This is a genomic window from Burkholderia cenocepacia (genome assembly GCF_014211915.1).
In the GTDB taxonomy this organism is placed as follows: domain Bacteria; phylum Pseudomonadota; class Gammaproteobacteria; order Burkholderiales; family Burkholderiaceae; genus Burkholderia; species Burkholderia orbicola.
Window position 1 is genome coordinate 2,918,347 of the sequence record NZ_CP060039.1, and the last position, 20,927, is coordinate 2,939,273.

The 20,927-nt window shown below is 66.2% G+C and carries 12 protein-coding genes, 1 tRNA gene and 1 pseudogene; 8 read left to right on the forward strand and 6 right to left on the reverse strand.

Going from position 1 to position 20,927, the window contains the following annotated elements:
- Positions 1-354 precede the first annotated feature (354 nt).
- Positions 355-897: a phasin family protein gene (locus SY91_RS13865; protein WP_185921157.1), complete on the forward strand. Its 543-nt coding sequence runs from the start codon at positions 355-357 to the stop codon at positions 895-897.
- 193 nt (positions 898-1,090) lie between these two features.
- Here SY91_RS13865 and lpdA read toward each other — a convergent pair whose 3' ends face one another.
- The 3 genes and pseudogenes from lpdA to aceE form a co-directional block, all read right to left on the reverse strand.
- Positions 1,091-2,863: a dihydrolipoyl dehydrogenase gene (gene lpdA / locus SY91_RS13870; protein ID WP_027805343.1), complete on the reverse strand. Its 1,773-nt coding sequence runs from the start codon at positions 2,861-2,863 to the stop codon at positions 1,091-1,093.
- A 282-nt stretch (positions 2,864-3,145) separates the two neighbouring features.
- Positions 3,146-4,776, reverse strand: a pseudogene (aceF, locus tag SY91_RS13875) (dihydrolipoyllysine-residue acetyltransferase).
- 68 nt (positions 4,777-4,844) lie between these two features.
- Entirely contained in the window at positions 4,845-7,541 is a 2,697-nt protein-coding gene (gene aceE / locus SY91_RS13880; protein ID WP_012328827.1) for a pyruvate dehydrogenase (acetyl-transferring), homodimeric type, read from the reverse strand.
- 273 nt (positions 7,542-7,814) lie between these two features.
- Here aceE and fixL point away from each other — a divergent pair, with 273 nt between their 5' ends.
- From fixL to SY91_RS13900, 4 genes are all read left to right on the forward strand, one after another.
- The gene (gene fixL, locus SY91_RS13885) at positions 7,815-10,331 is read left to right on the forward strand and encodes an oxygen sensor histidine kinase FixL (protein ID WP_006478377.1); all 2,517 of its coding nucleotides are present in this window, start codon (positions 7,815-7,817) and stop codon (positions 10,329-10,331) included.
- The gene (gene fixJ / locus SY91_RS13890; RefSeq protein WP_006493245.1) at positions 10,328-10,966 is read left to right on the forward strand and encodes an oxygen response regulator transcription factor FixJ; all 639 of its coding nucleotides are present in this window, start codon (positions 10,328-10,330) and stop codon (positions 10,964-10,966) included. The genes fixL and fixJ overlap by 4 nt, the downstream gene beginning before the upstream one ends.
- Before the next feature lie 252 nt (positions 10,967-11,218).
- The gene (gene folD / locus SY91_RS13895; RefSeq protein WP_023477455.1) at positions 11,219-12,079 is read left to right on the forward strand and encodes a bifunctional methylenetetrahydrofolate dehydrogenase/methenyltetrahydrofolate cyclohydrolase FolD; all 861 of its coding nucleotides are present in this window, start codon (positions 11,219-11,221) and stop codon (positions 12,077-12,079) included.
- 282 nt (positions 12,080-12,361) lie between these two features.
- Complete coding sequence (locus SY91_RS13900) at positions 12,362-14,449, forward strand: M3 family metallopeptidase (RefSeq protein WP_023477456.1); 2,088 nt, start codon at positions 12,362-12,364, stop codon at positions 14,447-14,449.
- Between the two features lie 58 nt (positions 14,450-14,507).
- Here the strand turns inward: SY91_RS13900 and dinB are convergent, their stop codons facing one another.
- A complete protein-coding gene (gene dinB / locus SY91_RS13905) occupies positions 14,508-15,683 on the reverse strand; it encodes a DNA polymerase IV (RefSeq protein ID WP_034174513.1) in 1,176 nt (391 codons plus the stop codon).
- Between the two features lie 180 nt (positions 15,684-15,863).
- On the opposite strand from dinB, the gene SY91_RS13910 reads away from it, so the two are divergent.
- Positions 15,864-16,556 carry an aspartate/glutamate racemase family protein gene (locus SY91_RS13910; protein ID WP_006478371.1) on the forward strand — a complete coding sequence of 231 codons (693 nt, stop codon included), beginning with the start codon at positions 15,864-15,866 and terminating at the stop codon, positions 16,554-16,556.
- Between the two features lie 298 nt (positions 16,557-16,854).
- The gene (locus SY91_RS13915; RefSeq protein ID WP_034174512.1) at positions 16,855-17,658 is read left to right on the forward strand and encodes a DUF3472 domain-containing protein; all 804 of its coding nucleotides are present in this window, start codon (positions 16,855-16,857) and stop codon (positions 17,656-17,658) included.
- A 97-nt stretch (positions 17,659-17,755) separates the two neighbouring features.
- Here SY91_RS13915 and SY91_RS13920 read toward each other — a convergent pair.
- Positions 17,756-17,832: transfer RNA gene (locus tag SY91_RS13920), tRNA-Met, on the reverse strand.
- Between the two features lie 171 nt (positions 17,833-18,003).
- Here SY91_RS13920 and xth point away from each other — a divergent pair.
- Positions 18,004-18,780, forward strand: coding sequence for an exodeoxyribonuclease III (gene xth / locus SY91_RS13925; protein ID WP_006478369.1), 777 nt, complete (start codon positions 18,004-18,006; stop codon positions 18,778-18,780).
- Positions 18,781-18,805: 25 nt separating this feature from the next.
- Here xth and SY91_RS13930 read toward each other — a convergent pair whose 3' ends face one another.
- On the reverse strand, positions 18,806-20,914 hold the full coding sequence (locus SY91_RS13930; protein ID WP_023477458.1) for a prolyl oligopeptidase family serine peptidase: 2,109 nt from the start codon (positions 20,912-20,914) through the stop codon (positions 18,806-18,808).
- Positions 20,915-20,927: the final 13 nt, after the last annotated feature.

Here is a 20,927-nt window from a genome sequence, read left to right on the forward strand (position 1 = left end):
GAAACAGCGCGTTTTTCGACAGGAACAGAAGGATAACGTTCCATGGGCCTGTCAGGTTTACCTGTGCATGATCATGGTGCGGCGCGTTTGCCCCGCCACCGTGCGCACCATGTGGGAACAAGCCTGAAACCGATTCCGAACGACCGCGATAACTCGTTGTTTTATCGATAATTTGTCGCGATTGTGCAACGCACAAAAAGTGCTTGACATCCGTGCTCTCTGCCCTAAAATAGGCCTCATTGCTGCGTTGCACAAAGCACGCGGCGCCGAAGTTCCCCAGCGTAGTGCCCTTTATTCTGCGATCGACGCGATCGCTTTTCAGGAGCCTGACATGTCCTTGCTGACCCCGAGCAAATCGCCGCCGCCCAGAAAGCCAACCTCGAAAGCCTGTTCGGTCTGACGACCAAGGCATTCGAAGGCGTCGAAAAGCTGATCGAACTCAACCTGCAGGTCGTGAAGTCGACGCTGACCGAGAGCCAGGAAAACGCGCAGCGCCTGCTGTCGGTGAAGGACGCGCAGGAACTGATCGCGCTGCAAGCGAGCCTGTCGCAGCCGGTCGCGGAAAAGGTGCTGTCGTACGGTCGTCACCTGTACGAAATCGCATCGTCGACGCAAGCCGAGTTCGCGAAGGTCGCCGAAGCGCAATTCGAAGAGCAGAACAAGAAGGTCCAGGCGCTCGTCGACAACGTCGCGAAGAACGCCCCGGCCGGTTCGGAAACGGCCGTCGCCGCACTGAAGTCGGCGCTGAACGCTGCGAACACCACGTACGAAACGGTTCAGAAGGCCACGAAGCAAGCAGTGGAAATCGCTGAAACGAACTTCAACGCCGCTGCTGCCGTCGCAACGAAGGCTGCCACCGCCGCTGCCGCACGTCGTTCGAGCAAGCCGGCCGCGTAAGCGTCCCCTGCTCCTGAAAGAGCCGCGCCCAGCGCGGCTTTTTCGTTTCTGGCGCCGGAATGCGCGCGAGCGGCAACTGCCCGCCACATTCGAGCCTGTCACGCGCCACGCAAAAGAAAACGCCGCCGCCCGGATTCCCCGGGGCGGCGGCGTTTTGTCATGGCCGACCCTTCGGCCGGCCGTGCCGGTCGCGTTACTTCTTGCGCTGCGGCGGCAGGTCCGTGCAGACGCCTTCGTACAGCTCGGCGGCCATGCCGACCGATTCGCCGAGCGTCGGGTGCGGATGGATCGTCTTGCCGATGTCTTCCGCGTCCGCGCCCATCTCGACCGCGAGGCACACTTCGCTGATCAGGTCGCCCGCGTTCAGGCCGACGATCGCGCCGCCGATCACGCGATGGGTTTCCTCGTCGAAGATCAGCTTCGTAAAGCCTTCGTCGCGGCCGTTCGCGATCGCGCGGCCCGAAGCGGCCCACGGGAATACGGCCTTGCCGTACTTGATGCCTTCGGCCTTGCACTGGTCTTCGGTCTTGCCGGCCCACGCCACTTCCGGATCGGTGTAGGCCACCGACGGGATCTGCAGCGCGTCGAAGTACGCCTTCTCGCCATGCGCGGCTTCCGCTGCGACGTGGCCTTCATGCACGGCCTTGTGCGCGAGCATCGGCTGGCCGACGATATCGCCGATCGCGAAGATGTGCGGCACGTTCGTGCGCATCTGCTTGTCGACGTCGATGAAGCCGCGGTCGGTGACCGCGACGCCGGCCTTGTCGGCACCGATCTTCTTGCCGTTCGGGCTGCGGCCCACCGCGACGAGCACGAGGTCGTAGCGCTGCGCTTCCGCTGGCGCCTTCTCGCCCTCGAACTTCACGTAGATGCCGTCTTCCTTCGCTTCCGCGCCGACCGTCTTGGTCTTCAGCATCACGTTGCCGAAGCGCTTCGCGTTGTACTTTTCCCAGACCTTCACGAGATCGCGGTCGGCACCCATCATCAGGCCGTCCATCATTTCGACGACGTCGATCTCGGCGCCGAGCGTCGAGTACACCGTGGCCATTTCGAGGCCGATGATGCCGCCGCCGATCACCAGCATGCGCTTGGGCAACTGGCGCAGTTCGAGCGCGCCCGTCGAATCGACGACGCGCGGGTCTTCCGGCATGAACGGCAGCTTCACGGCCTGCGAGCCGGCGGCGATGATCGCCTGCTTGAACTTGACGACCTTCTTGCCGTTTTCGCCCTGCACTTCCATGTGGAACGGATCGACGAACGCGCCGACGCCGGTCACCACTTCGACCTTGCGTGCCTTCGCCATGCCGGCGAGGCCCGTCGTCAGTTTCTTGACGACGCCGCCCTTGAAGTCGCGCAGCTTGTCGAGATCGACCTGCGGCTTGCCGAACGTGATGCCGTGCGACGCGAGCGCCGCGGCTTCCTCGACGACGAGCGACGTATGCAGCAGCGCCTTCGACGGGATGCAACCGACGTTCAGACACACGCCGCCGAGCGTCGAATAGCGTTCGACGAGTACGGTCTTCATGCCGAGGTCGGCGGCGCGGAACGCGGCCGAGTAGCCGCCGGGGCCGGCGCCGAGCACGAGCATGTCGCACTCGATGTCGGCGGCGCCGCTGTAGCTGCCGGCTTGCGGCGCGGGCGCCGGCGCAGCGGCGGCCGGAGCCGGTGCGGCGGCTGCGGGCTTCGGCGCTTCGGGTGCTTTCGCGGGTGCGGGCGCGGCTGCGCCTGCCGAAGCTTCGACGATGGCGATGACGGTGCCTTGCGAGACTTTCTCGCCGGCTTTGACCTTGACTTCCTTGACGGTGCCGGCGACGTCGCTGGGCACTTCCATGGAGGCTTTGTCGGATTCGAGCGTGATGAGCGTTTGCTCTTTTTCGATCACGTCGCCGGGTTTGACGTTGACTTCGATGACATCGACGCCACTGAAATCGCCGATATCCGGAACCTTGACTTCGATGAGACTCATGACTGTCCCCTTCTTGATTGACTGCAGACAGAGGGGAGGAACCCGCGAGAGAACCCAACTACGGCTACGGCCTGACAAAAGAACGTGAACCTGGGCAGAACCACCTTTGCCGTCCGCCCAAGGACGCGCCTTTCTTTTGGTTACTTTTCTTTGGAAGACAAAGAAAAGTGACCGCCGCCCCGCGCAGGGGCGACGCTAATAGACCGTTAGCGCAACAGGTTCAACGACAGGGCGAGGATCACAGACATCGACCCCACGCCCCGCGAGCCACTCCCACGCTCATCAAAGAATGATGCGACGGAAATCCCGAGCAACGCTCCGAGATACGCATTGAACCGCGCGGCTTCCGCGCCATCGATGACGCGATGGTCATACGACAGCGACAGCGGCAGCATGAGCCGCGGCACGAACTGCTTGCCGTCCCACACCGGCTTCATCTGGCCGCGCGACAACCCGAGGATCGCCACTTCCGGCGCGTTGATGATCGGCGTGAAGTTCGTCCCGCCGATCCCGCCGAGCGACGAGATCGAGAAGCAGCCGCCTTGCATCTGGTCCGGCTTCAGCTTGCCTTCGCGCGCAGCCTTCGACAGGTCGCTCATTTCCTTCGCGATGTCGACGAGGCCCTTCTTGTCCGCATCGCGGATCACCGGCACGACGAGGCCGTTCGGCGTATCGGCCGCGAAACCGACGTGGAAGTACTGCTTGAACACGAGGTTGTCGCCGTCGAGGCTCGCGTTGAAGGTCGGGAATTTCTTCAGCGCGGCGACGACTGCCTTGATCACGAACGCGAGCATCGTGAACTTCACGCCCGCCTTTTCGTGCTCCTTGTTCAGCTGGACGCGCAGCGCTTCGAGTTCGGTGATGTCCGCTTCGTCGTTGTTCGTGACGTGCGGGATCATCACCCAGTTGCGATGCAGGTTCGCGCCCGAGATTTTCTTGATGCGGGACAGCGGCTTCGCTTCGAACGGGCCGAACTTCGAGAAGTCGACCTTCGGCCACGGCAGCAGGTTCAACTCGCCGCCGCCTGCGGGTGCGGCTGCCGCGGCCGGCGCCGCGCGCTGACCGGTCATCACGCCCTTCACGAAGCCGGTGACGTCTTCCTTCGTAATGCGGCCCTTCGGACCGGAACCCTGCACACGCGCGACGTCGACGCCGAGTTCGCGTGCGAACTTGCGGACCGACGGCGATGCGTGGCTGGCGCGGTATTCGCCCGACGGCGCGGCGGCCGGGGCGGCGGCAGCCGGTGCCGGCGCAGCCTTCGCAGGCGCGGGTGCCGGTGCGGCAGCGGCCGGAGCCGGTGCGCTGGCCTGCGGTGCGGCAGCCGGTGCGCCGACGGCTTCGAGCAGCACGATCAGCGTGCCTTCCGATACCGAATCGCCCACCTTGACCTTGATGTCCTTCACGACGCCGGCGGCCGGGCTCGGCACGTCCATCGTCGCCTTGTCCGATTCGAGCGTGACGAGCGACTGTTCCTTCTCGACCGTGTCGCCGACCTTCACACCGATCTCGATCACCGGGACGTCCTTGTAGTCGCCGATGTCGGGCACCTTCACTTCCAGCGTGCCGCCGGACGCCGCCGGTGCGGCAGCGGGGGCTGCGGCAGCCGGTGCCGGCGCTGCTGCCGGAGCCGGAGCCGCGGCCGGCGCGGCCGCGCCATTCGCCTGAGCGCCAGCGCCGCCTTCGAGCAGGATGATCAGCGAGCCTTCCGACACGGAATCGCCGACCTTGACCTTGATTTCCTTCACGACGCCGCCGACCGGGCTCGGCACGTCCATCGTCGCCTTGTCCGACTCGAGCGTGACGAGCGACTGCTCGGGCTCGACCGTATCGCCCACCTTCACGCCGATCTCGATGACCGGCACGTCCTTGTAATCGCCGATATCCGGCACCTTCACTTCGATCGCTTGACTCATCTGTTTCTGTCTCCATGGCCGCGCGCGCTCCTCGCGGGAGCGGCGCGCGGCATCACACGGCGTGTGCGTTAAACGGTCATCGGGTTGGGCTTGGACGGATCGAGGTTGTACTTGGCGATCGCGTCCGCGACCACCTTGCGCTCGATCGTGCCTTCGTCGGCCAGCGCGTTGAGCGCGGCGACGGTGACCCAGTGACGGTCGACCTCGAAGAAGTGACGCAGCTTCTCGCGGGTATCCGAACGACCGAAGCCGTCGGTGCCCAGCACGACGAAGCGGCGATCGATCTGGCCACGGATCTGGTCGACCAGCGCACGGACGTAGTCGGTCGATGCGATGACCGGGCCCTGCGTGTCCTTCAGGCACTTCTGCACGTGCGACAGGCGACGCTCCTCGGTCGGATGGAGCAGGTTCCAGCGCTCGATTTCATGGCCTTCGCGCGCGAGTTCGGTGAAGCTCGGCACGCTCCACAGGTCGGCGGCGACGCCCCAGTCGTTCTTCAGCAGGTCGGCGGCGGCGATCACTTCGTTGAAGATCGTGCCCGCGCCGAGCAGCTGGACGCGCGGTGCCTTCTTGTCGGCGTCGGCCTTCTTGAACGCGTACATGCCCTTGATGATGTCGGCCGCCACGTGCTCGCCCTGCGGAATCGCCGGGTGCTCGTAGTTCTCGTTCATCACCGTGATGTAGTAGTACACGTCTTCCTGGTCCTGCACCATGCGGCGCAGGCCGTCCTGGATGATCACCGCGAGTTCGTAGCCGAACGTCGGGTCATAGCTCACGCAGTTCGGCACCGATGCCGCCCACAGCAGCGAGTGACCGTCTTCGTGCTGCAGGCCTTCGCCGTTCAGCGTCGTACGGCCCGCCGTGCCGCCCAGCAGGAAGCCGCGCGAACGCATGTCGCCCGCGGCCCAGGCAAGGTCGCCGATCCGCTGGAAGCCGAACATCGAGTAGAAGATGTAGAACGGCACCATGATCTCGCCGTGCGTCGAATACGACGTCGCCGCCGCGATCCAGTCGCACATGCCGCCCGCTTCGTTGATGCCTTCCTGCAGGATCTGGCCGGTCTGCGATTCCTTGTAGAACATCAGCTGGTCGGAATCTTCCGGCACGTACTTCTGGCCTTCCTGGTTCCAGATACCGATCTGGCGGAACAGGCCTTCCATGCCGAACGTACGCGATTCGTCCGGGACGATCGGCACGACGCGCTTGCCGAGCGCCTTGTCCTTCAGCAGGATGTTCAGGATCCGCACGAACGCCATCGTCGTCGAGATCTCGCGGCCTTCGCCCGTGCCCTTCAGGAGCGGCTCGAACGCGTCGAGCGCCGGCACCGGCAACGACGTCGCCTTCTCGCGGCGGTGCGGCAGGTAGCCGCCGAGGTCCATGCGCTTCTGGCGCATGTATTCGAGTTCCTTCGAGCCTTCCTCGAACTTCAGGTACGGCACGTCGGCGATCTGCTCGTCGGTGATCGGCAGGCGGAACTGGTCACGGAACTTCTTCAGTTGCTCGACCGGCAGCTTCTTCTGCTGGTGCGTGATGTTCATCGCCTGGCCCGACTCGCCCATCCCGTAGCCCTTGATGGTCTTCGCGAGGATGACGGTCGGCGCGCCCTTCGTGTTCGTGGCTTCGTGGAATGCCGCGTAGATCTTGTGCGGATCGTGACCGCCGCGGTTCAGCGCCCAGATGTCGTCGTCCGACCAGTCGGCGACGAGCGCCTTCAGTTCAGGCGTGTTGAAGAAGTGCTCGCGAACGTACGCGCCCGACTCCGACTTGTACGTCTGGTATTCGCCGTCGACGCACTCCATCATGCGGCGCATCAGCGCGCCCGACTTGTCGCGCGCGAACAGCGCATCCCAGCGGCTGCCCCAGATGACCTTGATCACGTTCCAGCCGGCGCCGCGGAATTCCGATTCGAGTTCCTGGATGATCTTGCCGTTGCCGCGCACCGGGCCGTCGAGACGCTGCAGGTTGCAGTTGATCACGAACACGAGGTTGTCGAGCTTCTCGCGGCTCGCCATGCCGATCGCGCCGAGCGATTCCGGCTCGTCCGTCTCGCCGTCGCCGAGGAATGCCCACACCTTGCGGCCTTCCGTCTTCGCGATGCCGCGCGATTCCAGGTACTTCATGAAGCGTGCCTGGTAGATCGCCATGATCGGGCCGAGCCCCATCGACACGGTCGGGAACTGCCAGAAGTCCGGCATCAGCCACGGGTGCGGATACGACGAGATGCCCTTGCCGTCGACTTCCTGACGGAAGTTGTCGAGCTGCTCTTCCTTCAGGCGGCCGAGCAGGAACGCGCGCGAGTACACGCCCGGCGACGAGTGGCCCTGCACGAACACGAGATCGCCGCCGTGCTGGTCGGACGCTGCGTGCCAGAAGTGGTTGTAGCCGACGTCATAGAGCGTCGCCGCCGATGCGAACGACGCGATGTGGCCGCCGACGTTCGTGTCCTTGCCTGCGCGCAGCACCATCGCCAGCGCGTTCCAGCGCGTGTACGAACGGATGCGGTGCTCGATGTCCTGGTCGCCCGGAATCTTTGCCTGGGCTTCGACCGGAATCGTGTTGATGTACGGGGTATTGGCGGAGAACGGCAGGTGTTCGCCGTGCATGCGGGCGAATTCGATCTGCTTTTCGATCAGGTAATGCGCACGGCCGGTGCCCACGGAGGAGATCACGCCATCGAGCGACTCCAGCCACTCGACGGTTTCTTGCGGGTCGTCGTCACGTTCGGCGGCGACATATTTCATCACTTCGTTCGGTACAGCGGACATTCTCGTCTCCTGGGTCCTGGAATGTGAGGATCGCTCTCGTGCAGACGACGCGACGCGGCCGGCTGCGGGCAAGCTCCGACGGATTGTAATGAGCGTGGACGGGCCTGCGCAACAAAATTTTCGAATTGTGAGATCTTTTCTCGTAATGCGGAATATTGCTGCGCTGCACCCATACTTCGGGGCTCCGCGGCCCGTCTCGTCCGAACAAAACCGTTTCCGTTCAACATATCCGGTATCGGTTTTCCATGTATTGCGCTGCGCTACAATCCTGCCATGTTGACCGATCGGCTTTTCGCACGCTCGGCGCGACCGCCGGGCCCGCCGGCGGAGTCGCAGCCGTCCCGTTGGCACCACGGACCGTGGTGGTCCAACTCCTATTTGCTGACGCCGCTGCTGTCGATCCTGGTGTTCCTCGTGGTGATGAGCCTCATCCTGTGGAGCCTCAACCGGCGCGAACAGCAGCAGCAGGAAGACACCCTGTTTCGCAACGTCGCGTGGGCCCAGCAGCAGATCCGCCTGTCGATGACGGGCGCGCAGGAACAGTTGCAGGCGCTGTCGCGCGACCTCGCGTCCGGCCGCCTCGACCAGAACGCATTCCAGATGGCCGTCGCGGACGTGATGCAGACGCATCCGGAAATCCTTTACCTGAACTGGTACACGGCACCCGGCGTGCAGCGCTGGCCGACCGTGCATCCGCCGCTGCTCGGCCAGCGCCTCGCGAAGCCCGGCGACGCGCAGATGCAGGACGCCGTGCGCGGTGCGTACGACGAGGCGCGCAGCACGCGCCGCCAGGCCTATTCTCCGCTGATCTACGACGACTTCGGCAACGGCTTCATCACGTTGCAGACGCCCGTGATGCGCGGCGACCGCGAATATCTCGGCTCGATCGCCGCGGTGTTCTCGGTCGAGGGCATCCTGAAGCACGACATCCCGCAGGAACTGTCGTCGAAGTACAAGATCTCCATCACCGATTCGAACAACCGCGAACTGTCGTCCACGTCGACACGCCCGCGCCTGCCGCGCGACTCGCACTACGATCTTCCGCTCGACCCGCCCGGCCAGGGGCTGACGGTGCGCGTGTACGCGTTCCCGCAGCTCACCAACCTGACCAACAACACGCTCGTGTGGCTCGTCGCCGGCCTGTCGTGCTTCGTGCTGTGGAGCCTCTGGAGCCTGTGGAAGCACACGCGCCAGCGCTTCGAGGCGCAGCAGGCGCTGTACGCGGAAGCGTTCTTCCGCCGCGCGATGGAAAACTCGGTGCTGATCGGCATGCGCGTGCTCGACATGCACGGCCGCATCACGCACGTGAACCCCGCGTTCTGCCGGATGACGGGCTGGGACGAAACCGATCTCGTCGGCAAGGTCGCGCCGTTCCCGTACTGGCCGCGCGACGCGTACCCGGAAATGCAGCGCCAGCTCGACATGACGCTGCGCGGCAAGGCGCCGAGCTCGGGCTTCGAGCTGCGCGTGCGGCGCAAGAACGGCACGCTGTTCCACGCGCGCCTGTACGTGTCGCCGCTGATCGACAGTTCGGGCCGCCAGACCGGCTGGATGTCGTCGATGACCGACATCACCGAGCCGAAGCGCGCGCGCGAAGAACTCGCGGCCGCGCACGAACGCTTCACGACGGTGCTCGAAAGCCTCGACGCCGCGGTGTCGGTGCTGGCCGCCGACGAAGCCGAGCTCCTGTTCGCGAACCGCTACTACCGCCACCTGTTCGGCATCCGCCCGGATGGCCATCTGGAGCTGTCGGGCGGCGGTTTCGACCGCGCGCAGGCGTCGTCCGACTCGATCGACATGGTCGATGCGTTCGCGGGCCTGCCGGCCGCCGCGCTGACGAGCAGCACCGCCGATGCGCAGGAGGTGTACGTCGAGAGCATCCAGAAGTGGTTCGAGGTGCGCCGCCAGTACATCCAGTGGGTGGACGGCCACCTCGCGCAGATGCAGATCGCGACCGACATCACGACCCGCAAGAAGGCGCAGGAGCTCGCGCACCAGCAGGAAGAGAAACTGCAGTTCACGAGCCGATTGATGACGATGGGCGAAATGGCGTCGTCGATTGCTCACGAACTGAATCAGCCGCTCGCCGCGATCAACAACTACTGCTCGGGCACGCTCGCGCTCGTGAAGAGCGGCCGCGGCACGCCCGAGACGCTGCAGCCCGCGCTGGAAAAGACCGCGCAGCAGGCGCTGCGGGCCGGGATGATCGTGAAGCGGATTCGCGAATTCGTGAAGCGCAGCGAGCCGAAGCGCCAGCCGGCGCGGGTCGCGGACATCGTCGCCGACGCGGTCGGGCTGGCCGAAATCGAGGCCAGAAAGCGCAGGATCCGGATCGTCACGGAAATCCTCGCAAGAATGCCTATTATTTATGTCGACCCCGTGCTGATCGAACAGGTGCTGATGAACCTGATGAAGAACGCAGCCGAGGCGATGGCCGACGTGAAGCCGGCGTCGGCGGACGGCGTGATCCGCGTGGTCGCCGACATCGATGCGGGCTTCGTCGACATCCGTGTGATCGACCAGGGCCCGGGCGTCGACGAAGCGACCGCCGAGCGCCTGTTCGAACCGTTTTACAGCACCAAGTCCGATGGCATGGGCATGGGGCTGAACATCTGCCGTTCGATCATCGAATCGCATCGGGGGCGTCTGTGGGTGGTCAACAACGTCGAGCCGGATGGCCGCATTTCCGGCGCGACGTTCCACTGCAGCCTGCCCATTGGGGAACCCGCTGATCTCGGCCAAGGGGGGCGCGAGGCATCGGCATCACATACCGTTACGGGAGAACTATGAATAGCCCTGTCACCACCACTCAGGAAACCGTCTTTGTCGTCGACGACGACGAGGCCGTACGGGACTCGCTGCGCTGGCTGCTGGAGGCGAACGGCTATCGCGTGCAATGCTTCTCGAGCGCCGAGCAGTTCCTCGATGCCTATCAGCCGGCGCAGCAGGCCGGCCAGATCGCCTGCCTGATCCTCGACGTGCGGATGTCGGGCATGAGCGGCCTCGAATTGCAGGAACGCCTGATCGCCGACAATGCCGCGCTGCCGATCATCTTCGTCACCGGTCACGGAGACGTGCCGATGGCCGTGTCGACGATGAAAAAGGGTGCGATGGACTTTATCGAGAAACCGTTCGACGAAGCCGAGCTGCGCAAGCTCGTCGAGCGGATGCTCGACAAGGCCCGAAGCGAAAGCAAGAGCGTGCAGGAGCAGCGTGCCGCGAGCGAACGCCTGTCGAAGCTGACCGCGCGCGAGCAGCAGGTGCTCGAGCGGATCATCGCCGGCCGCCTGAACAAGCAGATCGCCGACGACCTCGGCATCAGCATCAAGACGGTCGAGGCACACCGCGCGAACATCATGGAAAAGCTCAACGTCAACACGGTGGCCGACCTGCTGCGCCTCGCGCTGTCGAAGAAGCAGGCCTGAGCGGGTTCTCCGGCCGCGGCGGCACGGCCCACCGCCGGCCGCCCGGCTCGGAACCGGTGTTTGCCGCCCCGCGCGATGCGGCCCACTCGCGCGGCGGCGGCCGTTTCTCCCGGCGCGCGAGCGCCGCGGCCATGACGCTTCCCGTTGATTCGCTGTCGGACGGCAGCAGGCGAACGGTATAATTACGTGCTTTGCTACGGCGCTTTGCGCGCCGTACGCCCGCATTCCAACTTCCCGGCAGGACCCACCACCATGACAGCCCTCCTCATCGACGGCAACGCCCTTTCGAAGACCTTGCGCGCCCAGGCCGCCGAACGCGCCGCCGCGCTGACCGCACGCGGCCACCAGCCCGGTCTCGCGGTGATCCTCGTCGGCGCCAACCCGGCGAGCGAAGTTTACGTGCGCAACAAGATCAAGGCGTGCGAGGACAACGGCTTCTTCTCGCTGAAGGATGCGTACCCGGCCACGCTGTCCGAAGCCGACCTGCTTGCACGCATCGACGAACTGAACCGCGACCCGAAGATCCACGGCATCCTCGTCCAGCTGCCGCTGCCGGCGCACATCGACAGCCACAAGGTGATCGAGGCGATCGCGCCGGAAAAGGACGTCGACGGCTTTCACGTCGCGAACGCCGGCGCGCTGATGACCGGCAAGCCGCTGTTCCGCCCGTGCACGCCGTACGGCGTGATGAAGATGTTCGAAGCGCACGGCATTGCGCTGCAGGGCGCGAACGCGGTCGTGATCGGCCGCTCGAACATCGTCGGCAAGCCTATGGCGATGATGCTGCTCGACGCCGGCGCGACCGTGACGATTTGCCACAGCAAGACGCGCGACCTCGCCGCGCATACGCGCGAGGCCGACATCGTGGTCGCCGCGGTCGGCAAGCGCAACATCCTGACCGCCGACATGGTGAAGCCGGGCGCAACGGTGATCGACGTCGGCATGAACCGTGACGACGCGGGCAAGCTGTGCGGCGACGTCGATTTCGCGGGCGTGAAGGAAGTCGCCGGCTACATCACGCCGGTGCCGGGCGGCGTCGGCCCGATGACCATCACGATGCTGCTGATCAACACGATCGAATCCGCCGAACGCGCCGCTGCCGCCGCAGCCTGAAGCTGCCTTTGCCCAGCCGGTGCGCGGTCCGCGCGCCGGCGCCTCGCCAGCCGCAATCGCGCGGCTGCATCGCGCCGGCCGGCGCGCCGATGCACCTCGCTGCTCGCCCGCCGCCGGCCGCCCCTGGCCGGGCGCCCACATCCGACCCTGCGTCAATCGCGTCATTAGAAACTAACGATTGGAAAGCGCACGATGCGCCCCAATAATGTCGGTATCGGGCGCCGCTTCATCGCGCCTCACCCTTTTCACCCCGGTTCATCCGGCAACAGACAGGGAGTCTCAATGTCCGCCAGCGCCAACACCAATCCCCTCCTCGACTTCTCCGGCCTGCCCCGTTTCGGCGAGATCCGCCCGGAACACGTGACGCCCGCGCTCGATACGCTGCTCGACGCCGCCAGCCGCGCGGTCGAAGCGGCGAGCGCGAGCGACACGCCGTCGACCTGGGCCGCCGTCGTCGAGACGGTCGAGCAGGCCACGGAGCCGCTCGGCCGCGCCTGGGGCATCGTCGGCCACCTGAATGCGGTCGCCGACACGCCCGAACTGCGCGCTGCCTACGGTGAAAACCTGCCGCGCGTGACCGAGTTCTGGTCGAGCGTCGGCCAGAATCTCGCGCTGTACGAAAAGTACAAGGCGATCGCCGCGAGCGCCGAATACGCAACGTTGTCCGCCGAGCGCAAGAAGATTCTCGACAACGCGCTGCGCGACTTCCGCCTGTCGGGCGCCGAGCTGCCCGAGGACCAGAAGCCGCGCTTCGCGGAACTGCAGGAACAGCAGGCCGCGCTGTCGAAGGCGTTTTCCGATCACGTGCTCGATGCAACCAACGCGTACGCGTACTTCGTCACCGACGAAGCCGAGCTGGCCGGCCTGCCCGGCGACGCAATCGAGGCTGCTCGCGAAGCCGCGCAGAAGGACGGCAAGGAAGGCTGGAAATTCACGCTGCATTTCCCGTCGTACTTCCCGGTGCTGCAGTACGCGGACAACCGCGCGCTGCGCGAGACGCTCTACCGCGCCTATGCGACGCGCGCGTCGGAGCTCGGGCCGCAGTACGGCGACGGCAAGGCCGAATGGGACAACACGGCGATCGTCGTCGACGCGCTGAAGCTGCGCCGCGAAGAGGCGCAGATGCTCGGCTACCGCAACTTCGCCGAAGTGTCGCTCGCGCCGAAGATGGCCGAATCGCCGCAGCAGGTGATCGCATTCCTCGAGGATCTCGCGACGCGCGCCCGCCCGCACGCGGACAAGGACTGGGACGAGCTGCGCACGTTCGCCGCGAAGGAGCTCGGCCTCGCCGAACTCGCGCCGTGGGACGTCGCATACGCGGCCGAGAAGCTCCGCCAGCAGCGCTATGCGTTCTCGGAAAACGAGGTCAAGCAGTACTTCCCGGAACCGGCCGCGCTGAAGGGCCTGTTCACCGTCACCGAAACGCTGTTCGGCGTGAAGATCAAGCCGGACGACGCGCCGGTATGGCACAAGGACGTGCGCTTCTTCCGCGTCGAGAACCGCGACGGCTCGCTCGTCGCGCAGTTCTATCTCGACCTGTACGCACGCGAAGGCAAGCGCGGCGGCGCCTGGATGGATGATGCGCGTTCGCGCGCGAAGCGCGGCAGCGACGTGCAAACGCCCGTCGCGTACCTCACCTGCAACTTCTCCGCGCCGGTCGGCGGCAAGCCCGCATGCTTCACGCACGACGAAGTGATCACGCTGTTCCATGAATTCGGCCACGGGCTGCATCACATGCTCACGCGCGTCGACGAGCTCGGCGTGTCGGGCATCAACGGCGTCGAATGGGATGCGGTCGAACTGCCGTCGCAGTTCATGGAGAATTTCTGCTGGGAATGGGACGTGCTGTCGTCGATGTCGTCGCACGTCGATACGGGCGCATCGCTGCCGCGCGAGCTGTTCGACAAGATGATCGCCGCGAAGAACTTCCAGAGCGGGCTCGGCACGCTGCGCCAGATCGTGTTCTCGATGTTCGACATGCTGCTGCACGTCGACTTCGACCCGGCCGGCACCACCGGCGTGACCGCGTTCGCGCGCGAGATCAACGAGCGCTATCACGTGATCCCGCAGGCGGCGTTCTCGCGCTGGCCGAACACGTTCAGCCACATCTTCGCGGGCGGCTATGCGGCCGGCTACTACAGCTACAAGTGGGCCGAAGTGCTGTCGGCCGATGCATACGCGGCGTTCGAGGAAGCGGCCGCCGCCAGCGGCAGCGTGCTCGACGCGGCAACCGGCACGCGCTATCGCCGCGAAATCCTCGAGGTCGGCGGCAGCCGGCCGGCGATGGAATCGTTCAAGGCGTTCCGCGGCCGCGAGCCGCAGATCGACGCGCTGCTGCGCCACAACGGGATGGCCGCGTCCGCGCACTGAATGGGCTGCCCGGCCACGCCGGCTGCATCGACAGGCACCGCTTCGGCGGTGCCTTTTTTCATGGCGCGGGCGTGTCGCCGCCCACTTCGTCGTCGAACAGCAGGAATTGCCCGTGGCGTTCGGCCGTATCCTCGTCGATGCGCACGCCGACGCCGAGCAGCCGTACCGGCTGCGCGCGCCGCAACAACCCCTTCGCGAGCAGCGTGACGGCCGTCTCGGCATTCGTCGCGTCGGCCACGCACTCGACCGTCGTGCGCTGGAAATCGGCGAAGCGGATCTTCACGTACAGCTTGCGGATCGACCGCGCGGCGCCCGCGCGATCGATCCGCGCGTCGAGTTGCACGACGAGGCGACGGATTTCGTCCGCGCATTGTTCGAGTGTCGTCAGGTCGGTCACGTAGGTCGTCTCGACGCTGACCGACTTGCGCTCCTGGTCGGCCTGCACGGGCCGCTCGTCGATCCCGCGCGACAGTTCGTACAGCCGCCGCCCGAACGCGCCGAACTCGCGGTGCAGGTCGATCAGCGGCCAGTCGCGCAATTGCGCGCAGGTCTGGATGCCGAGCCGGTCGAGCCGCGTGGCCGTCACCTTGCCGACGCCGTGCAGCTTGCGCACCGGCAGCGCCGCGACGAACGCGTCGATCTCGTGCGGCCGCACGACGAACAGCCCGTCGGGCTTGTTCCAGTCGGACGCGATCTTCGCGATGAACTTGTTCGGCGCGACGCCCGCCGACACGGTCACGCCGACCGTATCGCGCACCCGCTCGCGGATCTCGCGCGCAATCAGCGTCGCACTGCCCTGGCAACGTTCCGACCCGCTGACGTCGAGGTACGCCTCGTCGAGCGACAGCGGCTCGACGTCCGGCGTGTAGTCGCGATAGATCGCCATGATCTGCCGCGACGCCGCGCGATACTTGTCCATCGCGGACGGCAGGATCAGCAGGTCCGGACACTTGCGCATCGCCAGCGCGGACGACATCGCCGAATGCACGCCGTAGCGCCGCGCCTCGTAGTTGCAGGTCGCGATCACGCCGCGCTGGTCGGGGCGGCCGCCGACCGCGAGCGGCCGGTTGCGCAGCGACGGGTCGTCGCGCATCTCGACCGACGCGTAGAAGCAGTCGCAATCGCAGTGAATGATCTTGCGCGTGCGCGGCGGCGCGTCGCCGGGCAGCGGCGTGGGTAGATCGGCAGGCGGGATGGTGGTCGGGCTCACGGTGCCGATACTGTACAAAAACACAGTGCCGGTTTCAACTGCCGCATACGTCCGTCGCTCGCCGGCCGCAGCCAGCCCTCCCGCAACTGGCCGCCTGGCGCCGACTGCGCCGTACCGGCCCGGTTCGTGCGGATCGTACCGGCCGGGCACGGGCAGCGGCACCTATACTCGTCTGCCGCGACACACGAAATCCAAAGGTGACGGATGAAGACGATCGGACTGATCGGCGGCATGAGCTGGGAATCGTCGGCCGAGTACTACCGGATGATCAACCGGCACTCGAAGGCATTGCACGGCGGCCATCACAACGCGAAGAGCGTGCTGGTCACGGTCGACTTCGCCGAAATCGAAGCGCTGCAGCGCACGCACGACTGGGCCGCGCTCGGCGAACGGATGGCCGACGCCGCGCGACAGCTCGAAGCGGCCGGCGCCGACCTCGTCGTCCTGACGACCAATACGATGCATCGCGTGCACGACGCGATCGAGGCCGCGGTGACGCTGCCGTTCCTGCATATCGCCGATCCGACCGGCAGCGCGCTGCGCGCCGCGGGCGTCGAGCGCGTCGCGCTGCTCGGTACGCGCTACACGATGGAACTGCCGTTCTATGCGGCGCGGCTGCGCGAGAAGTTCGGGCTCGACGTGCTGGTGCCGGACGAACGCGGGCGCGACGACGTGCACCGGATCATCTACGACGAGCTGTGCCACGGCGTCATCTCGGAGGAATCGCGCTCCACGTATGTGTCGATCATCGATGGGCTGGCTCAGCGCGGCGCGCAGGCCGTGATCCTCGGCTGCACGGAAATCACGCTGCTGATCGGTGCGGACGACTCGCCGCTGCCGGTATTCGATACGACCGCGCTGCATGCGAAAGCAGCCGTCGAATGGGCGGCGCGCTGAACGATGCGCGCCATCGCATAAAGAAAACCGTCGTCGGACGGCATCGCCGCATTGTTCCGCGCACCGGGATTCACTCTCCCGGCGTACGTGTCGCCGTGCGCCCGACTCCCTGCTCTCGCCCATCACACCGGCCCGGCACGAACGACCCACGAATCACGCGGCTCGCTTCACGCGGACGCGCCGGCGCGACTGCTGATCCCTTGGTAATAAAGTGACCGCAAATTGGTACGCGAGCAGCGGCACCGCACTCGACGCTGCTCGTCGCGGTCTCTTTTTTCCACCAACCGGAAACAGGAACATGAAAAGACTCAGCACCGTGCTCGGCGCGCTGCTCGCCGTGTCGGCCACGCTCAACGCGCACGCGGACCCCAGCATCACCGCATCGGCCGCCACGACGCCCAGGGACGGCTTCGATCGCATGACGTGGGAGATCACGCCCGAAGTCGTGCCGACCCAGGTCAACGCCAGTTACTACTGGGCCAACCAGTTGTCGTCGCAACACGGCGGACACGCGATCTACACCGGCATCCAGCCGCGCACCCGCAGCACCAACGTGGTGATCTTCAGCGCGTTCGGCACCGGCACGGCGCCGCTGTCGGCGAATTGCCGCGGCGGCGCCGACGGCGGCTCCGGCACGTCGTGCTCGATCGCCTACCCGTGGAAAACCGGCCACGCCTATCGGCTGCAGGTCACCGTGACGCAGGCCAATCGCAGCGACGGGCGCTCGACCGTCGACGGCTTCATCACGGACGTCGCCACCGGCGCCACGACGCCGACCGGCAGTATCGCGGTGCCGGCGGACTGGGGCGGCCTGTCGAGCTCGGCTTACCTGTTCGACGAGTACTTCCCGTTCAACGCCGCGTCGAAGGACCCGATGCAGCGGCCGTGCGTGCCGTATGCGCGCTACATGACGTCGCTGCCGCATTTCTACCTGAAGGATGTGGACTACCCGGCGACCGAGCGGTCGATCCGGCTGAATACGGGCAAGGACAAGTGCGCGGTGCTCTCGGGCACGCCGAACGCACGGACCACGCTGGTCAACACGACGACCTATCTGCTCGAGAACGGCTTCCTGCCCGGGAGCCCGGGCGCGCCGAAATAACAAGCGGACGCGGAAAACAAAAAACCCGGCATGGAGCCGGGTTTTTCGTGGACGAGGTGCGCATCGGTCAATTGCGCGGCACATCGTCTGGTGTGCTTGGTTGCGGGGACAGGATTTGAACCTGTGACCTTCGGGTTATGAGCCCGACGAGCTGCCAGACTGCTCCACCCCGCGTCAGAGAAATAAATTATAGGGTGAGGAAATACTCACGTCAATACTTTTGTCACAATTTCTGCCTCCCTTCCTCGCGCGACGATGCGTGACCCTGCACGACATCCGCGTTCGCACCCCATGCTCGCGGTAAGATGACGGCCTCCGAATTCACGCCGCACGCCCCTCCCGTTCATGAAAATAGCCACCTGGAACGTCAACTCGCTCAACGTCCGCAAACAGCACGTGCTCGACTGGCTCGCGCAAAGCGGCACCGACGTCCTGTGCCTGCAGGAACTGAAGCTGCCGGACGAGAAATTCCCGCGCGCCGATCTCGAGGCGGTCGGCTACCGCAGCTGGTTCACGGGCCAGAAGACCTACAACGGCGTCGCGATCCTCGTGCGCGACACGCTCGCCGTCGACGAATCGGACGTCGTGCGCAACATCCCCGGCTTCGACGACCCGCAGCAGCGCGTGATCGCCGCGACGGTCGACGGCGTGCGCATCGTGTCCGCCTACTTCCCGAACGGCCAGGCGCTCGACTCCGACAAGTTCGTCTACAAGATGCAGTGGCTCGACGCGCTGCAGGCATGGCTGCGCACCGAGCTGCAGCGCTACCCGAAGCTCGCGCTGCTCGGCGACTACAATATCGCGCCGGAAGACCGCGACGTGCACGATCCCGCGAAATGGGAAGGCCAGAACCTCGTGTCGCCGCAGGAGCGCGCGCACTTCGCGCAGCTGATCGAACTCGGCTTCGTCGATGCGTTCCGCCGCTTCGAGCAGCCCGAGAAAACCTTCACGTGGTGGGACTACCGGATGATGGCGTTCCGCCGCAACGCGGGGCTGCGCATCGACCACATCCTGCTGTCGCCGGCGCTCGCGGCAACCTGCGCGTCGTGCGAGGTCGATCGCACGCCGCGCACGTGGGAACAGCCGTCCGACCACACGCCCGTCGTCGCGATCGTCGGCTGATCGCCCAGGGCCTGTTCACGCGCGATCAGCGCCGCGCGGGCGCCGGCCCGAGATGGGCCCACAGGAAGCCGAATTCGGCCGCATCGGCTTCCGCGCGTTCGAGATCGTCGGCGCTGCCGTGGCCGCCGTCGGTGTTCTCCCAGTACCACACCCGTTCGTGACCGAGCGCCTGCATGCGCGCGGCCAGCTTGCGTGCATGCGCGGGATGCACGCGGTCGTCGCGGGTCGACGTCGTCAGCAGCAACGGCGGATACACGACACCTTCGCGCACGCGGTGATAGGGCGAATACGCTGCCAGCGCCGCGCCTTCGCGCGGATCGTCCGGATCGCCGTATTCGTCGAGCCATGCGGCGCCCGCGTGCAGCTTCGGATAGCGCTGCATGTCGAGCAGCGGCACGCGGCACAGCACCGCGCCGAACAGCTCCGGCCGCTGCATCATGCACGCGGCGACCAGCAGCCCGCCGTTGCTGCCGCCCTCGATCCCCAACTGCGCGGCGCTCGTCACGCCGGTCGCAATCAGATCCTCGGCCACCGCGATGAAATCGTCGAACGAACGCTGACGGTGTTCGCGCTGCGCGTCGGTATGCCAGCGCGGTCCGAACTCGCCGCCGCCGCGGATGTGCGCGAACGCCATCACGCCGCCGCGTTCGAGCCAGCCGATGCCGAACGCATCGCTGTAGCCCGGCAGGTTCGGGATCGCAAAGCCGCCATAGCCCGACAGCAGGCACGGCCGCGCGACGCGCGTCTCGCCTTCCGGTGCGTCGAGCGCATCGCTCGGCCCGATCAGCGTGTACGGCACCACCGTGCCGTCGTGCGAACGCGCGCTCGCGCGGCGCACGACGAGGCCGGCCGCGTCGAACTGCACCGGCGGCCGGTCGAGCAGCACGCGGCGCGACGGTGCATCGTCCGCGCGGTCGGCCAGATCGGCCAGCCAGCATTCGGGCGGATCGAGATAGGTGTCGACGTCGACGTACACTTCGTCGTTCAGCGTCGATTCGACGGGCTCGACGTCGATCTGCGCGTCGCCGGGCCAGTCGAACGGCCGCGCGTCCCACGTCCACGCCCCGTCGTCGGCCTGCCGCGGCTGCCACAGCATCGTGCGGTTGTGCACGTCGTCGAGCCAGCTGGCGATCAGCGTCGTGCGCGTATGCGTCCACGTACAGGCGGACGTCGTCGGCCGCGGCGCGAACAGCGTCGTGAAATCGCGCGCGCCGGCCAGGAACGCCTCTTCGCGAATCGCGAGCAGCGAGCCGCCCGCGTGGCGCACGCCGTCGCAATCCCAGTCGAGGCGCGGCTCCAGCACGAGCCAGCCCTCCCAGAACCCGACCTCGACATGCGTCGGCACGTCGTAGCGCGCCCATTCGCCCGCGTCGGTCAACCAGTACGCGTGTGCGTCGAAGAAATCGACGCTGCGCCACGCGACGTGGCGGCGGTCGATCGGGTCGTACCACGCTCCTGCGCTGATGTCGTCCGGTTCGCCGCTGAACACGACGGGCGCGTCGGCAAGCGCCGTGCCGCGCGCCCAGCGCCGCGCTTCATACGGATAGCCGGCGGCGGTCGCATGCGCTTCGCCGCGATCCCAGCTCACGTACACGGTATCGCGGTCGATCCAGCCGACCGTGTGATGGCCCGGCGCGTCGATCGTGAAACCGTCGTCGACGAAACGGCGCTCGACGAGATCGAATTCGCGCACGACGACCGCGTCGGCGCCGCCGGGCGACAGCGACAGCAGCACGCGATCGCCGTCCGGATACAGGATCGCCTCCTGCTCGAACACCCACGACTCGCCCTCTTCGGCGCCGAGCGCGTCGATGTCGAGCAGCGTTTCCCAGGCCGGCTGGCCGGCCCGCCAGTCGGCCCAGCGCGTGCGGCGCCACAGCCCCTTCGGATGGAGATCGTCCTGCCACAGGTCGTACGCCCAGTCGCGCCAGCGGGTCGGAATCACCGGGCGTTCGCGCGGCAGATACGCTTTCGCGAGACGCGCGGTCAGCGCGCGATAGGCATCGTCGTCGCGCAACGCGGCGCGGGTGCGCGCATTCTGCTCGTCGACCCACGTGCGGGCGCGCTTGCTGTCGAGTGCTTCGAGGAAACGGAACGGGTCGGCCCCGGCGGGCCAGCGGAAGGATTCGGACATTGAGGATCGCGGA